The following is a 16,801-nucleotide window of genomic DNA, read 5'->3' as shown; positions in this document are numbered from 1 at the left end:
ACTTGCTAACAGGGTTATCCACAATTCCTGTGGAAAACTTCCCCGAAATCAGCCGGATACGTGCCATGAAACGCGGTCTCGAGTGGCGATCTGGCCAAAATCGACCGTAGCCCCTCAAGTGTCAGTAGTGGGGTCTCCTCGTTTTCAGTGCAATAAGTGACGGTACGCAAAGCTAGCACTGGCGCGGGGGTGGTCTGGGTAGACCGTTGATTTCATTGACTTTCCTGTTCGCTTTGTAAACGGGTATGGTGGCCTCCCACTTTTGAGGTTCACGATGCAGGGTTGGCACACAACGTTTTTGGGGATGCGTGGGCTCCCCCGCGATATCAGCGACTTCGAGATGAAGGCATTTTTCACCTTCGATGGTGCCGAGCGCGACGCAATCAATGCACGCCGAGGTGATTCCCACAAGCTTGGTCTGGCGCTCCATATTGGTTTCCTGCGCATGAGTGGGCGTTTGCTCGGTGCCTTTCGGGTAATTCCAGTAGCCTTGTGGCGCCACCTTGGCAACGAGCTTGGCATTGCAGCACCAGAAGTCGCCTCGCTGAGAGCCATGTATGAACGCGGGCGCACGCTATTCGATCACCAACAAGTAGCCTGCACGGTCCTTGGATTCCAGTGGATGAGCGAGCACCAGCGCCGCTCACTGGTACGTGAACTGCGCGACGAAGTGGCGCGCTGCGCCGACCGCGATCAGCTACTCGTGCGGGCGCGTCAATGGCTGTACAAGAACAAGCTGGTGATCGTGCACGAGCGGGCAATTCGGACACTGATTGCGGCGGCACTTGCCCAGCTTGAAGTTGAAACAGGCACCGCCATCGCCGCCAGCGTTGATCCAGCAACACTTGATCGCTGGCGAGCCTCAGTTTCAGAGCTGCGCCCAGATGGACAAACCCAGCAGAGTTGGCTATGGGCTGCACCGGCGAAACACTCAACCCGCCAAATCAGCGAGGTACTGGAGCGCATCGACCTGCTTTACACGCTGGACGTTCATAAGCACCTGGCAGACATCCCCGATCTCATCTTGCGCCGCTACGCGCGCCGACTTGTCTCCAGGCCGCCCTCAGCCGGAGCCAAGATCAAAGAGCCAGCGCGCACCGTGGAGGTCGCATGCTTTCTTCGGTATTGCCTGTTCACCACCACAGACCAGTTGATCCTTATGGTGCAGCGCCGGATCGCCGATCTGTGGCGTCAGGCTGCCGCCGATGTCCCCGCTACCGTCAATTGGGCCGCAATGTACAAAACGCTGCTCGGCGAACTTGTTGCCTTGAGCGCGCAAGGTGCGGTGCCAGATGCTGAGTTGCGTGCCCGTCTTGAAGCCTTGATCACCGAAACCCAGAAACGCAAACCACCGAGCAGGGCCTCCCTGGTCCGCGAGGGATTGATTGATGGAATTCGCCCCGTGCGGTCGTTGCTCGTCGCCATTGCAAAGCTGCCCTGGCAGGCCACCGGCGAGCATCCTGCCATCGAGTACCTTGCCAAGCTGCAAGCTTTATATCTCAAAGGATCCAGAAAGCTGCCAGTTGAAGTGGTGGCACCAAGTCTGGGAATGATCTGGCAGGTTTCGATCTCCAGCCCAGACCGGGAACGGGCGTTTCAGGCGTTGGAGGTGGCCACCCTGTTTGCCCTGCGCCGCGCGGTGCGCAATGGCTCGGTCTGGATTGAGCACAGCCTGAGCTTTCGGGGTCGTGCGCGCTTGTTCTTCACGGACGAGCGTTGGCAGGCAGAGTCCAAGAAACACTATGCCCGTCTATCGTTACCCAGCAAGGCTGCCACTTTCTTGAAGCCTTTGCTGGCCAGAGTAACTGCCGGTGTCGATGCGGTGGCCGCTGCAGCCCGCAGTGGCGTACTGCGCGTGGATGATGAACTCCATTTGTCGCCATTGCCCGCAGAGGACGAAGACCCAGAAGTGACCAAGCTGCGCGCGGCTTTGGATCACCGCATCGGTGAGGTTCAATTGCCGGAAGTGATTCTGGCCGTTGACGCCCAGGTGCGCTTTAGCTGGATCATGCTCGGACGTGAGCCGCGCTCTACCGACGAGCTGCTGATGGTCTATGCCGGCATCATGGCCCACGGCACCAGTCTGACTGCGGTCGAATGCGCGCGCATGATTCCGCAATTGTCTGCCACCAGCATTCGCCAGGCCATGCGCTGGGCGCGGGACGAACGGCGTCTGAGCCAGGCCTGCCAGGCTGTGCTGGAATTCATGCAGCGACACCCGATTGCCGCCACCTGGGGGCGGTCCGATTTGGCATCTTCTGACATGATGAGCATGGAGACCACCAAACGGGTGTGGCAAGCCCGGCTTGATCCTCGGCGCAACACACCTTCCATTGGAATCTACTCCCATGTAAAAGACCGGTGGGGCATCTTCCATGCGCAGCCCTTTGTGCTCAATGAGCGCCAGGCGGGCGTGGCCATTGAAGGTGTCATCCGCCAAGAAAAGCTGGAGACCAGCCAGCTTGCTGTGGATACCCATGGCTACACCGACTTTGCCATGTCACATGCCCGTTTGCTTGGTTTTGATCTTTGCCCGCGGTTGAAGGAACTCAAACAGCGCCACCTCTTTGTGCCACGCGGCACCAAAGTGCCCGCAGAAATCGCTGCGGTGTGCGAAGCCAATGTCGACGTCGCTTTGATCGAAAAGCATTGGGATAGTCTGGTGCACCTGGCAGCCTCGGTCATGAGCGGACATGCCAGTGCGGTGGCAGCTCTTGCGCGGTTCGGTTCTGCCGCCCAGGGCGATCCAATCTATGAGGCTGGCGTGCAATTGGGGCGGTTGCTGCGTACGGCGTTTTTGGCTGACTACTTTGTCAAGGACGCTTTCAGGAACGAGTTGCGCCGGGTGCTCAATCGGGGCGAGGCTGTTAACGCCCTCAAGCGCGCCATTTATACCGGCCGGATCAGCCCGGCGCAGGCCAAACGTGTCGATGAAATGCAGGCTGTGGCCGATGCGTTGAGCCTGATGGCCAACATCGTGATGGCGTGGAATACCTCACAGATGCAGGCGGTCCTGGATCGCTGGTCGAACCGCCGCCAGGTCATTCCACCGGAACTGATCGGGAAGATTGCGCCCACCAGGCTGGAGAGCATCAACTTGCGGGGTGTGTTTCGCTTCCCGGTTGACCGCTATGCTGACCAAATCCTGCCTTCGCGGCCAAATGCATCGATAACTGGCACCAATGGATGAAACCGACCACGGTTTGACGCCACGAATCGCAGATTTGAAAGTGAACAGGAAAGTCAATGAAATCAACGATCTACCAACACCACCTCCGCGCCAGTGCTAGCTTTTCGTACCGTCACTTATTGCACTGAAAACGAGGAGACCCCGAGGATCGGCGGTCACCTGACCGCCAGCGGCGCCGATTCTGCCGCCCTGCCCCTCAGCCCGCTGTCGCGGACGGCGCAGCTGCCTGGGCCTGCCAGCCGCCGCCCAGCACCTTGTAGAGTGTCACGCGGTTGGCCTGGTCGGTCAGCTGCAGGCTGATCAGCGTCTGCTGCGCCGTGTACAGCGTGCGCTGCGCATCCAGCACCTCCAGGTAGCTGCCGCCGCCGCCCTTGAACAAGGCCTGGGCCAGGTCGAAGCTGCGTGTCGTGGCGGCCACCAGGGCGCGCTGGGCATCCAGCCGCTCGGCCAGCGTGCGGCGCTCGGCCAGCGCGTCGGCCACCTCGCGGAACGCGGTCTGCAGGGTCTTCTCGTAGCTGGACAGCACGATGTCGCGCTGCACCTCGGTCGCGCGCAGCTGGTTGCGGCGCGCGCCGTTGTCGAACAGCGGCAGGTTGATGGACGGGCCGAAGCTCCAGATCCGGCTGCCGCCCTCGAACAGGTTGGACAGGCTGGGGCTGGCCACGCCGGCCGAGCCGGTCAGCGTGATGCGCGGGTACAGGGCCGCGCGGGCGACGCCGATGTCGTGGTGGGCGGCGCGCAGCGCGTGCTCGGCCGCGAGCACGTCGGGCCGCTGCTGCAGCACGCTGGACGGCAGGTCGGCCGGCGGCGTGGGCAGCGATGCGACCGTGACCGACTGGTCACCTGGCAGCAGCTCGGCCGGCAGCTGCGTGCCGGCCAGCAGCGTCAACGCATTGCGGCCCTGCTCGACCAGACTGTCGAAGGCCGCCACCTGGCCGCGTGCGGACTCCACCGTGGTCTGGGCCTGGGCCAGCGCCACGCCCGACTGCGCGCCCAGCGCATGGGCCTGGCGGATCAGGTCGTAGGAGCGTTGCTGGCTCTGCAGCGTCTCGCGCGCCAGGCGCAGCCGCTGCTGGTCGGTCGCCAGTTGCAGCCAGGCCTGTGCGACCGAGGCCACCAGGCTGATCTGCACGCTGCGGCGCGCGTCCTCGGTGCGGAAGAACTCCTCGAGCGCCGAGTCGGACAGGTTGCGCACGCGGCCGAAGAAGTCGAGCTCGTACGCGGTCAGGCCGAAGTTGGTGCTGAAGCGGTCGGCGATGCTGGCATTGCCGCTCGTGGTCAGCGCCGCCGGCGTGCGCGTGCGCGTGGCCGCGCCGCCCAGGTCCACCGACGGCAGCGTGGCGGCGCTGCTCACGCCGTACAGCGCACGCGCACGCTCGATGCTGAGCGCGGCCGAACGCAGGTCGCGGTTGTTGTCCAGCGCGCGCGCCAGCGCACCGCGCAGGCGCTCGTCGACGAAGAACTCCTGCCAGCCGGCCAGCGGCTGGCCAGACGCGGCGGCCTGGCCGTCGGCAGGCCAGGCCTGTGGAATCGGTGCGGCGGGCTGCTGGTAGCTCGGTGCCAGGTTGGCGCAACCGGACAACAGGGCCAATGCGGCCAGGGGGACCAGGGCGTGGCGCATCTCAGTGGCCTCCCTGCTCGATCAAGGGTGTCTGCACGGTCTCGGTTTCCCGGCGCTTGCCGCGCCGCTCCAGCCAGCCGCGGATCAGCACGAAGAACAGCGGCACGAAAAAGATGCCCAGTGCAGTGCCGATGGCCATGCCGCCCAGCACCGAGGTGCCGATGGCGACGCGGCCGCCGGCGCCCGCACCGGTGCCGATGGCCAGCGGCAGCACGCCGAAGCCGAAGGCCAGCGAGGTCATCAGGATGGGCCGCAGCCGCAGGCGCACGGCCTCCATGGTGGCGTCAAACACGCTCCTGCCCTGCTCCTGCAGCTGCTTGGCGAACTCGACGATCAGGATCGCGTTCTTGGACGACAGCCCCACCGTGGTCAGCAGGCCGACCTGGAAGTACACGTCGTTGGTCAGCCCGCGCGTGCTCGTGAACAGCAGCGCGCCGATGATGCCCAGCGGCACCACCAGGATCACCGAGAACGGCACGGACCAGCTCTCGTACAGCGCCGCCAGGCACAGGAACACGAACAGGATGGAGATGGCGTAGAGCATCGGCGCCTGCGCGCCCGACAGCCGCTCCTGGTAGGAGGCGCCGGTCCATTCGTAGTCGATGCCCAGCGGCATCTCCTTCATGACCTGCTCGACCGCCGCCATGGCAGCGCCCGCCAGCAGGGCGCCAATAATAACGATTCCAATGGTATATTTTTTACTTAATTTCAAGGCATCACCCTGTTTTTCGTGAAAGCTTGTTCACCGCATCAATGAGTGATTGGCCGGTAAATAGTCCCGAAAATCGCTGTACAACCCCTCCGTTCGCATCGAGCACCACGGCGAAGGGCAGACCAACCCCGCCGTAGCTCACCAGCAGGCGTTCCAGCACGGGTTGGGAATGGGTCAGGTCGACGCGCAAGGTGACCATATGATAGGCGTTTACGGCATGCACCACGCTGGCGCTGTCGTAAACCGTTTTTTCCAATACTTTGCAATTGATGCACCAGTCGGCCGTAAATTCGAGCAGCACAGGGCGACCCAAAGCCGTCAGCCGCCCGGCATCAGCCGGCGCAAGCGTATGCCATTCAAGCCGATTAGCCGATACCGGCATGAATCCCGCACCGAGAACAGCTGCCACTGCGACCACGCCGCCGACCAGTGAAATCGCGATCCGTGTGGCGATCTGATGCGTGCGCCTGAATTCAATCACGCACCAACCGAGCAATGCCAGAGCAAATGCCAGCCACAACGGCAGTATCCAAGGAGAGGGCACGAGGCTTTGCGAGAAAAACAACGCGGCCCCCAACAGAATCCAGCCGAAACTTTTGCGCACGATGTCAGTCCATGCCCCTGATCGCGGGAAACGCGCGAGTAAGCCGGGCCGAGCGATCAAGATTAAGTAAGGCAAGGCGAGTCCGACGCCTATCGCAATGAAGATGATCACGACGTTTGTAGGCGGCTGCGTTACGGCAAAGGCCAAAAGGCCGCCCAGGAAGGGCCCAGTGCAGGGCGTGGAGAGCAGGGCGCCTAATAATCCCGACAGGAAGGGTTCCAGAAAATGGGACCCTCGCATCGACGCCGCAAAGCGGGGTACCGGCAGGCCTTTGTCAAGGAAGTTTGCAACAGCCAGCACTATTAGGATGACGACCAAAAAGATCGTGAATGTCTGCGATTGGAAAAGCACGCCCCATTGCAAACCCAGCAAGGCGGTAGCCATCCCGAGAACAGCGAAAAACAGCACGGAGCCTGCTGTAAACAAGACCGCTGCGATCCAGCGTGAGCGCAGGCTGCCACCGGCCGCATGCAAGATAGTTCGGACTTTGATCGGAATCGCCGGCAGCACACAGGGCGTCAGGTTCAGCAGTATGCCCGCCCCAAGGGCCGTCACCACGGCTAGCAGGAATGAGGTGTTCAAAATATCTCCATCGTGCGGGCCTGATACCTTTTAACGCCCGAACATACTACGCATGCCCGTATAGCAGCTACCTATACCGTGCATCATACTGCCGTGCATTACCCACATCCCGGCGAAGGCCAGTACGGCAATGAGGCCTATGACAGCAAAGAGAATCAGGAGGATATCGAATATCGACCCTTTACTCGCTGGCATGATCATTCCTTTGATTAGCGGCGATTGCAACGAAGGTCATCATAATGTTTGCCCATTCTTGGCAATTTGCTTCCAGGTTTGCCCCAGATCTTCGGAAAGATAGACGCTGCGCTCGAAGGTGGCTATGGCTATCTGGTTTTGTGTAATCGGATTTTGAGCCATGTAGGCAACGGCATCCTTCGCCATGGGAGGCAACGGAATGTCTTGTGTTTCTTTGCCGTTTTGCCAAGTGATACGTGTCAGGGCCGGTTTGCCCGCATAGTGGCTGTACCAGAGGTGGGATCCATCCAGATCAAACTCTATCGCCAGGACTTGCTCACCGCCTCGTAATAACTGAAAATGGTTGGCGCCATCCTCGGAAATATACAAGCCCTTGTCCGTACCCGCAGCCACCACCTTGGGATGAGTGGGGTGAGCGGCCAGGGTGTTGATCGCACCCGTCAAACCGTCGCCTTCTGCTGCGGTCCATTGCGCCCCATCCGTTTGCGTCACATAAATACCAGGCCGCGTCATTCGGTCATTCGAGCTCTTATTGAGTACATAGATCGTGTTCGTGCCGTAGCTGGCTGCCAACGTGTGGAAATCGGACTGCCCTTCGAAGCCGAGTTTTTTCCAGGTATGCCCCCCATCCTGGCTTTTGATCAAGCCAAACGGATTGACCAGGTTTGTTCCCGGCGCCGGATGGCCGCTGCTATAGAGTGCGTCGCGTGTCGCCGAAAAGCCCATGAAATCATGAGGCGGCCCATCGGCTGTGGACCAATGCCCCTGGCTGTAAATGGCCAGTCCCCTATGGCTTGGAATGAATATCTTGGTGCCGTCCGCACTGTACGAGAGGCCGTGGACATGCATCAGTTGGACCGTGACGGCGGATTGGCTGGCCGCGTTGGCGGGCTGCGGGAATCCATATGTGAGCGTCATGACGGCAACAGCCTGTGTGATGACGGCTAGTAACTGACCCGTTCGGGCTTTCATACTCTTTTTTATCATTTCAAGATACCTGTAGATGGGCGTATGCACTCGCCTCTGCGGGAGCACGTTAAACCCTCCTCCCATGGGAAGGTCAAGAAAATGATGAACGCCTAGAGGATGTTTGTGGTTATAGACAAGATCGCTCGACCCTTGTCAATTTATTGTCGCACAGTGTAGCGTACGTACCCTGTCACAATCGATTCCGTTTGGCTTAGCCATACCGCCATCTGACAGTGTTCTCACTTCATTTTTGCTGCGGATGTTTTTCCGCCTCTATCGACTCTGACTCTTTTCTTTTGTCTTAGCCAAATTTGGAGCCGATCGAGATACAGATAGATCACCGGAGTTGTGTAGAGTGTGAGCAACTGACTGAGTGCAAGCCCCCCGACCATGGCGTAACCGAGCGGCCTGCGCAGCTCCGACCCGGTACCCGTTCCAAACGCTAGCGGGACGCCGGCGAGGAGCGCGGCGGCCGTCGTCATCAGAATCGGGCGAAAGCGCAAGAGACAGGCTTCGCGGATAGCTTCCAGCGGCGACAGGTGGCGGTCGCGCTGAGCCACGATGGCGAAATCCACCAGCATAATGCCGTTCTTTTTGACGATGCCGATCAAGAGAAGGATTCCGATGATGCCCATCACGGACAGGTCCATATGCCCTGCGCGCAGCGCAAGCAGTGCGCCAATCCCGGCCGACGGCAGCGTCGAGAGAATTGTCAGCGGGTGAATGAAGCTCTCGTAGAGTATCCCAAGGATCATGTATACGACGACAAGCGCCGCAATGATCAGAATCGGTGTACTCGCTAACGAGGCCTGGAACGCTTGCGCATTGCCCTGAAAAGTGCCGGTGACTGAGCCCGGCATGCCGATCTCTTCCGCCGCCCGATTGATGGCGCCGACAGCTTGGCCGAGCGCGACGCCTGGTCGTAGATTGAATGAAAGTGTAACCGCCGGGAACTGACCTTGATGGGTCACCGATAGTGGCCCCACGCTACTCGAGTCTATGGTCACAAGGGCCGACATCGGAACTGCGGCATTAGTCAACGGCGACTTGAGATAAATGCGATCAAGGGATGAAAAATCGCGTTGAAGCTCCGGCAGCAGTTCGAGGATAATTGAGTAAGTGTTGAGTTGGGTGAAATATTGCGTGATCCGCCGTTGACCGTATGCGTCGTTTAGGGTGTCGTCGATCAGCTGGGGCGAAATTCCGAAGCGGGAAGCTTGGTCACGATTGATGGTGACCTTGATCTGTGGTGCATCACTGAGAAGATCTGTTGCTACATCGGCGAGTTGCGGCAGCGTCCTCATTTTTTCGAGCATCTTCTGCGACCAATCGCTCAACTCGGCGACATCGACACTCTGTAGCGTGTACTGAAAACTTCCGCGAGAACTCCGACCGCCCACGGTGATGTCCTGCGTCGGGGACGGAAACAGAGTTGCTCCCTGAACCCTGGCAATCTTCGGTCGCAGCCGATCGATGATCTCTGAGGCGGTCAGCGTCCGCTCGTCACGCGGCCTGAGGGCAATGAAAAATCGCGCGGTATTCCCCGTTTGGGCGAACCCGTCGCCGCCGGTAGTGGCCATCCATGAGACGAACGCCTCGACGTCCGGATCCTCGCGGATCACTTCGCCGAGCATCTGCTGCAACCGCATCATCTCGGGGGGCGATACTCCTTGCGCCGCTTCGGCCGGACCCGAAATTATACCGGTGTCTTGAATAGGAAAGAATCCTTTCGGTATTTGAAGCGCCATGATGATGGTTAGCGCAATTGTGGCGACAAATACGCCGAGCGTAATTGCTTGATGGCGCAGGACCACATCGAGCGTGCGCCGATAGGCAGATAGCACGGCGTCGAAACCGGCTTCGACAATGTGATAGAGACGCCCGTGCCGCTCCGCTTTCCGCCGCATGAAACGAGAGCAGAGCATCGGGGCGAGCGTGAGCGACACCAGCGCCGAGACCGTGATCGAAGCGGTCACTGTCAGAGCAAACTCCCGGAACAAACGGCCGACGATGCCGCCCATGAGCAGCAACGGAATGAAGACCGCGATCAGTGACAAACTGATCGACAACACGGTAAAGACGATTTCGCGGGATCCGCTGAGTGCTGCCTCGAACGGCGGCACGCCGTCCTCAATATGCCGATGGATATTCTCGACCACAATAATGGCGTCATCAACGACGAAGCCAATGGCAATGGTGAGTCCCATGAGGGAAATATTGTTGAGACTGAAGCCGAGTACGTACATCACGGCAAACGAACCGAGCAATGCCAGCACCACGGTGATGCTCGGTATCAGTGTTGCCCAAAGGTTGCGAAGAAAGAGCAGAATCACCAACACGACGAGGCCGACGGTGAGCGCGAGCGTGAATTCAACGTCGTGGACGGAAGCACGTATGGTGACCGTGCGGTCAAGAATTGTCTCAACAGTAATAGCAGCAGGGAAGTTGGCGGTAAGCTTGGGCAGCAATGCCTTAACGCGGTCCGCCGTATCGATGACGTTGGCGCCGGGTTGCTTATTGATTGTCAGGACAATGCTGGGGACGTTGTTTGCAAACGCTGCGGCGTTCCTATCAGCTGCAGCAAAGACCGCACGACCGATATCACGGACTCGGACCGGTGCGCTGTCTCGATAGGCGATCACGACGTCGTCGAACTCTTCGGCTTGGGTGATCTGGTCGTTGGCGGTGATCGCGAAGCTCGTCTTTGCGGTATTGAGTACTCCTTTGGCGGCGTTCGCCGTGGCGCTCACAGCCGCGCCTCGCACATCCTCAAGAGTCAGTCCGCGGGAGGCGAGTTTTGCCGGATCGACTTGAATACGGATCGACTGCTTCTGCTCACCAACAATCGAAACCCGAGCGACGCCTGGCACTTGCGAAATCTGCTGAGCGAGAAAATTATCCGCATATTCGTTGACCACAGTTAGCGGCAATGTTTCTGAGTGTAACGCCAGCATGAGGATCGGCGCATCAGCTGGATTGAGCTTTTTATACGTTGGGGGCGTGGTCAGTGATTCCGGGAGTGCCCTGCTGGCAGCCGTGATCGCCGCTTGCACGTCCTGCGCTGCCGAGTCGATGTTGCGATCGAGGTCGAACTGAATCGTGATCGATGTGGCACCTAACGCGCTGAACGACGTCATTTGGGTCACGCCGCTGATCTGCCCAAACTGGCGCTCGAGTGGCGTCGCAACCGACGAGGCCATGGTCTCCGGACTCGCGCCATCGAGTGTCGCGGAGACGACAATAGTTGGAAAGTCGACCTGCGGCAGGGGAGCGACCGGTAAGAGTGGAAACGCAGCAACGCCAAAGAGCGCTAAAGCCACCATCAGTAGCGTCGTCGCGACCGGCCGCGCAATGAACGGTGCAGAGAGATTCATTTGCCTCCCTCGACGCCCGGCAATGGCCGTGACGTAACCGTCACCAGTGCGTTGCGCTTCAGCTTGTATTGCCCGTCCGTCACAACGCGTTCGCCGTCGCCAAGGCCCGAAATGATTACTGTAAGATCGCCAGCCGTCGGCCCGGTCTTGATTTGCCGGGGCTCAGCCGTATCTTTCGGCGTCACAATCCACACGAACAAGCCCTGTGGGCCGCGTTGCACCGCCGTAGATGGAACGACGAGCACATCGCTGAGCGTCTCGATCAACAAGCGCGCATTAACAAATGCGCCTGGCCATAGTTTTTCGTCATCATTGGCGAAGATAGCCTTTAGACGTATGGTATCGGTGGTTTTGTCTATTGCATTGTCGACGAGAAGGAGCTGTCCGCTGCTCAGAGCGCGGCGATTGTCTTGGTCAAACGCAATCACCTCGACCGGACCACCGGTCAAAGCGGTGTGCACATCATCGAGAAACCGTGCCGGCAGTGTGAACAGCACGGCGGACGGCCGGATCCGAGTCAGGACGGCGATCGGTTGCGCGTCGGACACATGCACCACGTTTCCAGGATCGATCGAACGAATGCCGATTCGCCCGTTGCTTGGCGCTCTGATCGTGGTATAGCCGAGTTGTATTTGCGCGGTGTCGATCGCCGCTTCATCGGCAACAATGGACGCTTTCAGTTGATCGACCGTCGCCTGTTGCTGATCGACCGTCTGCCGCGCTATGGCGCCGCTCAGCGCCAATGTCTTGGATCGCGCGAGATCTTTCCCGGCGGCAACGAGCAAAGCAGCGTCCTGGGCTTTTTTCCCGCGGGCCTGGTCAAGCGCGGCCTTGAACAGGCGCGGGTCTATCTTGGCCAGCATATCCCCCTTCTTTACTTCCTGCCCTTCAGTGAACAGCACCTCCTGTAGTGTCCCATCGACCTGGGGACGAATACCGACAGTCAATGAAGCCTGCACGGCGCCAAGGCCGGTCAAGTAGACGGGTACGTTCTGTCGAGTTGCGACGGCGATGCTTACCGGTACGGGTGGGCGTGTGGTCAGCGCAATTTTGGGTTGCGCTGACAAAAACCAGTAGGTCGCAATGCCGACCGCAATTAGCACAACACTCGCAGAAATCAGAAGAATGGCGCGATGGCGCCCGGCGGATCCTCGCGACCTCATTCCTTCATCGGTTCCGGAATAGAACGCCCCTTATCCTTCTCAGCTACGATGAACTCCAGGAAGCGCAGATGATCCGTCGTGCTTGGGTTCCAGTGGGAATGGATCGTGCCGGCCGGGACAAACAAGTTGTCTCCGGCATGTAGCGTTACCGGTGGTTCCCCATCTTCTTGCCAAACGCTCGTCCCTGACACGACATGGAACGTGATCGCCGCCGGATGGAGGTGTCGCGGGTTGATCCCGTCCGGAGCATATTCCGCCTCGTAGACCGCAACCTCAAGGTTTGCCGTGCCGGGCAATACGGTCTTCAGCAGTGGCGCATGCGGTATCACGCCACGCCTTTCCCTGCTCACAACTTTACACATAGAAATTCTCTATCTCGTCGAAAAGTATTAAGATATCGCTTACAGAGCAGCGTGGCAAACGTGAATTCCTCATGGTTAGCCCAACTTAATTTTAGGGTTCTAATGACTCGTCAGTTGCCCTCATTGAATGGATTGCGAGCTTTCGAAGCGGCTGGACGGCATGGCAGCTTCAAAGCAGCAGCCCATGAGTTGAATGTCACTCAAACGGCTGTGAGCCACATGGTGCGGCTCTTGGAAGAACACCTCGGATTCGCGCTCTTCCGCCGTCATGCCAATAGGCTCGAGCTCACCGATCAAGGCCGGGCATTCCAGCCCGGACTGACCGGCGCCTTCGATGCGATCGCGCGGCTCACTGAGCAAGTGGGCTCGATGCGGGCAGGCCCGGTGCTCACCGTTGGGGTCGCGCCGGCTTTCGCTTTACACTGGTTGATTCCACGCTTGGCCGACTTCAATCGCAATCATCCTGACGTCGAGGTACGAGTCGCTACCGGCGGCGCAATGCTTCCGCTGCGCGACGATTGGACTTGTACTATACGTCGCGGCAAGGGCGACTGGCTTGGCTATACGGCCGAGGAGCTATTCCCGTCCACACTGGTGCCAGTGTGCACGCCGGCCATCGCAGCAGGCTTGCGGCACCCTCGTGATCTCCACGCGGCAACCCTGATCGTCGTTTCGCACTTGCGCGAGCAATGGGCTTGGTGGTTCGAAGCGGCAGGCCTGCCTGCCGTGATCCAGCCAGCTAATGAGGTATCGTTTGAGAGTTCCGTGATGGCAATTCAAGCCGCCCTTGATGGAGTAGGAGTCGCTGTAGCGCAACTTCCCTATGTCAGTGACGCGCTGGCAGCGGGCCGGCTGGTCGCCCCATTTCCGATCACTGGTCGGAGATATGAAGGGTGGTATCTGGCCTACAGGCCGATACGCGAGGGCGATTCGGCGTTATTGGCCTTCCGCAATTGGCTGCATGGCGAAGCTGAGTTGCAACGCCAAGCCGATAAGTGACTCGGCCTGACGCGACCGGCAGCATCGCGGATTACGAAGCTAACACTGGCGGCCACACGATGATCAACAGCAGAGCAGAGGCCGAATAGATGCTGCGTTTCATTCCCGGCTGAGCGTATGATTTACCTCACCGTGCGGCACTCCGACGGTGAGCAGCCTGATCCATTTCAAGCGATAGGAAAGGAGAATGTCATGAATGCGCTAACCTCGGCTTTGGACGTAGACGCCAAAGAAGTGCTCCCCGAACTGGAAGCCATTTATAAAGACTTGCACCGCAACCCTGAGCTTTCCATGCAGGAGGTCCGTACCGCGGGTATTGCGGCCGACTATCTGGCGGCCCAAGGTTTCGAAGTATCGCGCCAGATTGGCCTGACAGGGGTTGTCGGCGTCTTGAAAAATGGCGAAGGCCCCACGGTCATGCTGCGTGCCGATATGGATGCGCTTCCCGTCACCGAAGCGACTGGCTTGCCGTATGCCAGTACTATCAGAGCCCGGGACGAAGACGGCATCGAGGTCGGTGTGGCACATGCCTGTGGCCATGATATGCACGTCACCTGGCTGATGGGCGCGGCGCGGCTTCTATCCCGGCACCGCGATGTGTGGAAGGGCACGGTACTGGCGGTTTTCCAGCCCGGCGAAGAAGTCGGGCGCGGGGCGCAAGGCATGGTCGACGATGGAATGCTCGAACGTTTTCCCAAACCGGACATCATTCTGGGCCAGCATGTCATGGTCGGCGAAGCGGGCACCATAGGCTATCGCAGCGGCGTCATCCTGTCTGCGGGCGACAGCATGAAGGTCAGGCTTTTCGGTCGTGGCTCGCACGGTTCGCAGCCGCAAACGTCGATCGACCCGGTCATCATGGCGGCATCGACCACGATGCGGTTGCAAACAATCGTTTCACGCGAAATCGCACCCATAGATAGCGCCGTATTGACGATTGGGTCGTTGCAGGCCGGGACCAAGGAAAACATCATCCCGGACGAAGCCACGCTCAAGCTGAACGTACGCACCTACGACGAAGACGTGCGCAGCACCATGCTTTCCGCCATCAAGCGGATCTGCTGCGCGGAATGCGCCGCGTCGAACGCCCCGCGGGAGCCCGAATTCACCACGCTCAGCACTTACCCCCTGACCCGCAACGATGTCGAGGCGACCGAAAAAATCGCGCAAGTCTTCAAGGCGCAGTTCGGCGAACGCGCACACGAAACCAAGCCCGCCGGCGCCAGCGAAGACTTCAGCACGTTCGGGCGCACCTGGAAAGTGCCGTATGTTTTCTGGTTTGTGGGAGGCACTGACGCTCAAACCTACATCAAGGCCAAAGAAGAAAAGAAACTCAACGAAATTCCCAGCAATCATTCACCCAAAGAAGCCGTGGCGCTGGCGTCAACCCAGAGAGGCGGCGAAGCATCATGATCGCAAATGTCCTCAGCATCGCCGGCACCGATCCGTCCGGCGGGGCCGGTATTCAAGCTGACCTAAAGACCTTCTCCGCACTCGGGGCTTACGGGATGAGCGTTATAACGGCCGTGGTGGCTCAGAACACGCGGGGGGTCCGATCATTTCAGGCGCTCGATGCCGATTTCGTCGGCGAGCAAATCGACGCGGTGCTGGACGATGTGCGCGTTGACGCCATCAAGATCGGCATGGTCGCCAACGCAGAGATCGCGCAGGCGATTGTTCAACGGATCGATTCCTACGAGCTGCGCAACATCGTTGTCGATCCAGTGATGGCGGCTAAGAGTGGCGACCCGCTGCTAGCCACAAATGCCATTGCAGCCGTGCGCGACGAGTTGGTGCCCCGCGCTACCGTAATTACTCCGAACCTGCCCGAAGCTGGCCTGCTGCTGGACCGCTCGCCCGCGCGTTCGCTCGAGGCGATGGACGACTGCGCGGCTGAGCTCCACCGCCTTGGCCCAGCCTGGGTGCTGTTGACGGGGGGACATCTGGATAGCGCGGAGAGCGTAGACATTCTCTACGACGGTGACATGCCGCAGCACGTCAGCGCCCCACGCATCGACACGAAAAACGATCACGGCACCGGTTGTACGCTTTCCTCTGCGATTGCCGCACTCTTACCCCACAATTCGGTTCCGGATGCGGTGGCCGCCGCGAAGCGCTACCTTTCTAACGCGCTAGCGGCTTCACAGCAACTCCAAGTCGGGGGTGGCCACGGTCCGGTGCACCACTTCTACGCCCAGTGGTAGTGTTTTCCGGCCGCTACGGACGCCGCGCGAGGTTTAGCGTACGATTTTTTCCGTTTCGTGAGTTGACCCCTATGATGCCCTCAAGCCGATGATTGGTGGCACGCTCAACATCAAGCATGTCCGCGCCCATTGGGATGAAATCCTGCGGCTGGCCACCTCGATCAAACAGGGCACGGTGACGGCCTCGCTGATGTTGCGCAAGCTCGGCAGCTATCCGCGCCAGAATGGCTTGGCCGTAGCCTTGCGCGAGCTGGGGCGCATCGAGCGCACGCTGTTCATCTTGGACTGGCTGCAAAGCGTCGAGCTGCGCCGCCGCGTCCATGCCGGGCTGAACAAGGGCGAAGCCCGCAACGCGCTGGCCAGGGCGGTGTTCTTCAACCGGCTGGGCGAAATCCGTGACCGCAGCTTTGAGCAGCAGCGCTACCGTGCCAGCGGCCTCAACTTGGTGACGGCGGCTGTCGTGTTGTGGAACACGGTCTACCTGGAGCGCGCAGCGCATGCCTTGCGTGGCAACGGCCATGCCGTCGATGAGGCGCTGTTGCAGTACCTGTCGCCACTGGGCTGGGAGCACATCAACCTGACCGGAGATTACCTCTGGCGCAGCAGCGCCAAGATCGGCGCGGGCAAATTCAGGCCCCTACGACCGCTGCAACCGGCTTAGCGTGCTTTATTTTCCGTTTTCTGAGGCGACCCCAAATTGCCCTAGATGTCAAGTGTTTTTAGCTAAACTTTTTTTAGCGGCTAAAAATGTTTCGCGGTGCCGATCTCCGGCATCAAGACAACCGGCGTCGTTCGCTGCGATCAACCCCGCGTGCTCGATCTTGCA

Annotated in this window: 10 protein-coding genes and 2 pseudogenes; 5 read left to right on the top strand and 7 right to left on the bottom strand. The window is 59.7% G+C overall.

The genetic code is table 11. The annotated features are described in order from the left end of the window. Nucleotides 1-274 precede the first annotated feature (274 nt). A complete protein-coding gene (locus AC3WKX_RS32205; RefSeq protein ID WP_003049965.1) occupies nt 275-3,190 on the top strand; it encodes a Tn3-like element IS1071 family transposase in 2,916 nt (971 codons plus the stop codon). 196 nt (nt 3,191-3,386) lie between these two features. On the opposite strand, the gene AC3WKX_RS32200 is transcribed toward AC3WKX_RS32205, so the two are convergent. From AC3WKX_RS32200 to AC3WKX_RS32170, 7 genes and pseudogenes are all read right to left on the bottom strand, one after another. Further along, nucleotides 3,387-4,811, bottom strand: coding sequence for an efflux transporter outer membrane subunit (locus tag AC3WKX_RS32200; RefSeq protein ID WP_102605942.1), 1,425 nt, complete (start codon nt 4,809-4,811; stop codon nt 3,387-3,389). Between the two features lies 1 nt (nt 4,812). Then, nucleotides 4,813-5,469: pseudogene (locus AC3WKX_RS32195) on the bottom strand (efflux RND transporter permease subunit); the annotation flags it as partial. A gap of 58 nt (nt 5,470-5,527) precedes the next feature. Continuing rightward, nucleotides 5,528-6,709 carry a protein-disulfide reductase DsbD family protein gene (locus AC3WKX_RS32190; protein WP_102605941.1) on the bottom strand — a complete coding sequence of 394 codons (1,182 nt, stop codon included), beginning with the start codon at nt 6,707-6,709 and terminating at the stop codon, nt 5,528-5,530. Between the two features lie 234 nt (nt 6,710-6,943). Then, on the bottom strand, nt 6,944-7,876 hold the full coding sequence (locus AC3WKX_RS32185) for a F510_1955 family glycosylhydrolase (RefSeq protein ID WP_178084167.1): 933 nt from the start codon (nt 7,874-7,876) through the stop codon (nt 6,944-6,946). A gap of 236 nt (nt 7,877-8,112) precedes the next feature. Further along, entirely contained in the window at nt 8,113-11,247 is a 3,135-nt protein-coding gene (locus AC3WKX_RS32180; protein WP_102605940.1) for an efflux RND transporter permease subunit, read from the bottom strand. Beyond that, nucleotides 11,244-12,410: an efflux RND transporter periplasmic adaptor subunit gene (locus tag AC3WKX_RS32175; RefSeq protein WP_102605939.1), complete on the bottom strand. Its 1,167-nt coding sequence runs from the start codon at nt 12,408-12,410 to the stop codon at nt 11,244-11,246. The genes AC3WKX_RS32180 and AC3WKX_RS32175 overlap by 4 nt, the downstream gene beginning before the upstream one ends. Beyond that, a complete protein-coding gene (locus AC3WKX_RS32170; RefSeq protein ID WP_102605938.1) occupies nt 12,407-12,772 on the bottom strand; it encodes a cupin domain-containing protein in 366 nt (121 codons plus the stop codon). Before AC3WKX_RS32170 ends, AC3WKX_RS32175 begins: the two co-directional genes overlap by 4 nt. Nucleotides 12,773-12,874: 102 nt before the next feature. On the opposite strand from AC3WKX_RS32170, the gene AC3WKX_RS32165 reads away from it, so the two are divergent. The 4 genes and pseudogenes from AC3WKX_RS32165 to AC3WKX_RS32150 all read left to right on the top strand — a co-directional run. After that, on the top strand, nt 12,875-13,771 hold the full coding sequence (locus tag AC3WKX_RS32165; protein WP_102605937.1) for a LysR substrate-binding domain-containing protein: 897 nt from the start codon (nt 12,875-12,877) through the stop codon (nt 13,769-13,771). Nucleotides 13,772-13,963: 192 nt separating this feature from the next. Beyond that, the gene (locus AC3WKX_RS32160) at nt 13,964-15,184 is read left to right on the top strand and encodes a M20 family metallopeptidase (RefSeq protein ID WP_102605936.1); all 1,221 of its coding nucleotides are present in this window, start codon (nt 13,964-13,966) and stop codon (nt 15,182-15,184) included. Further along, on the top strand, nt 15,181-15,975 hold the full coding sequence (gene thiD, locus AC3WKX_RS32155; protein WP_102605935.1) for a bifunctional hydroxymethylpyrimidine kinase/phosphomethylpyrimidine kinase: 795 nt from the start codon (nt 15,181-15,183) through the stop codon (nt 15,973-15,975). Before AC3WKX_RS32160 ends, thiD begins: the two co-directional genes overlap by 4 nt. Before the next feature lie 70 nt (nt 15,976-16,045). Continuing rightward, nucleotides 16,046-16,636 (top strand): annotated as a pseudogene (locus AC3WKX_RS32150) (Tn3 family transposase); the annotation flags it as partial. Nucleotides 16,637-16,801 lie beyond the last annotated feature (165 nt).

This window comes from Pseudomonas sp. GP01-A4 (assembly GCF_058780865.1).
This window is presented reverse-complemented; position numbering and strand designations above follow the sequence as displayed.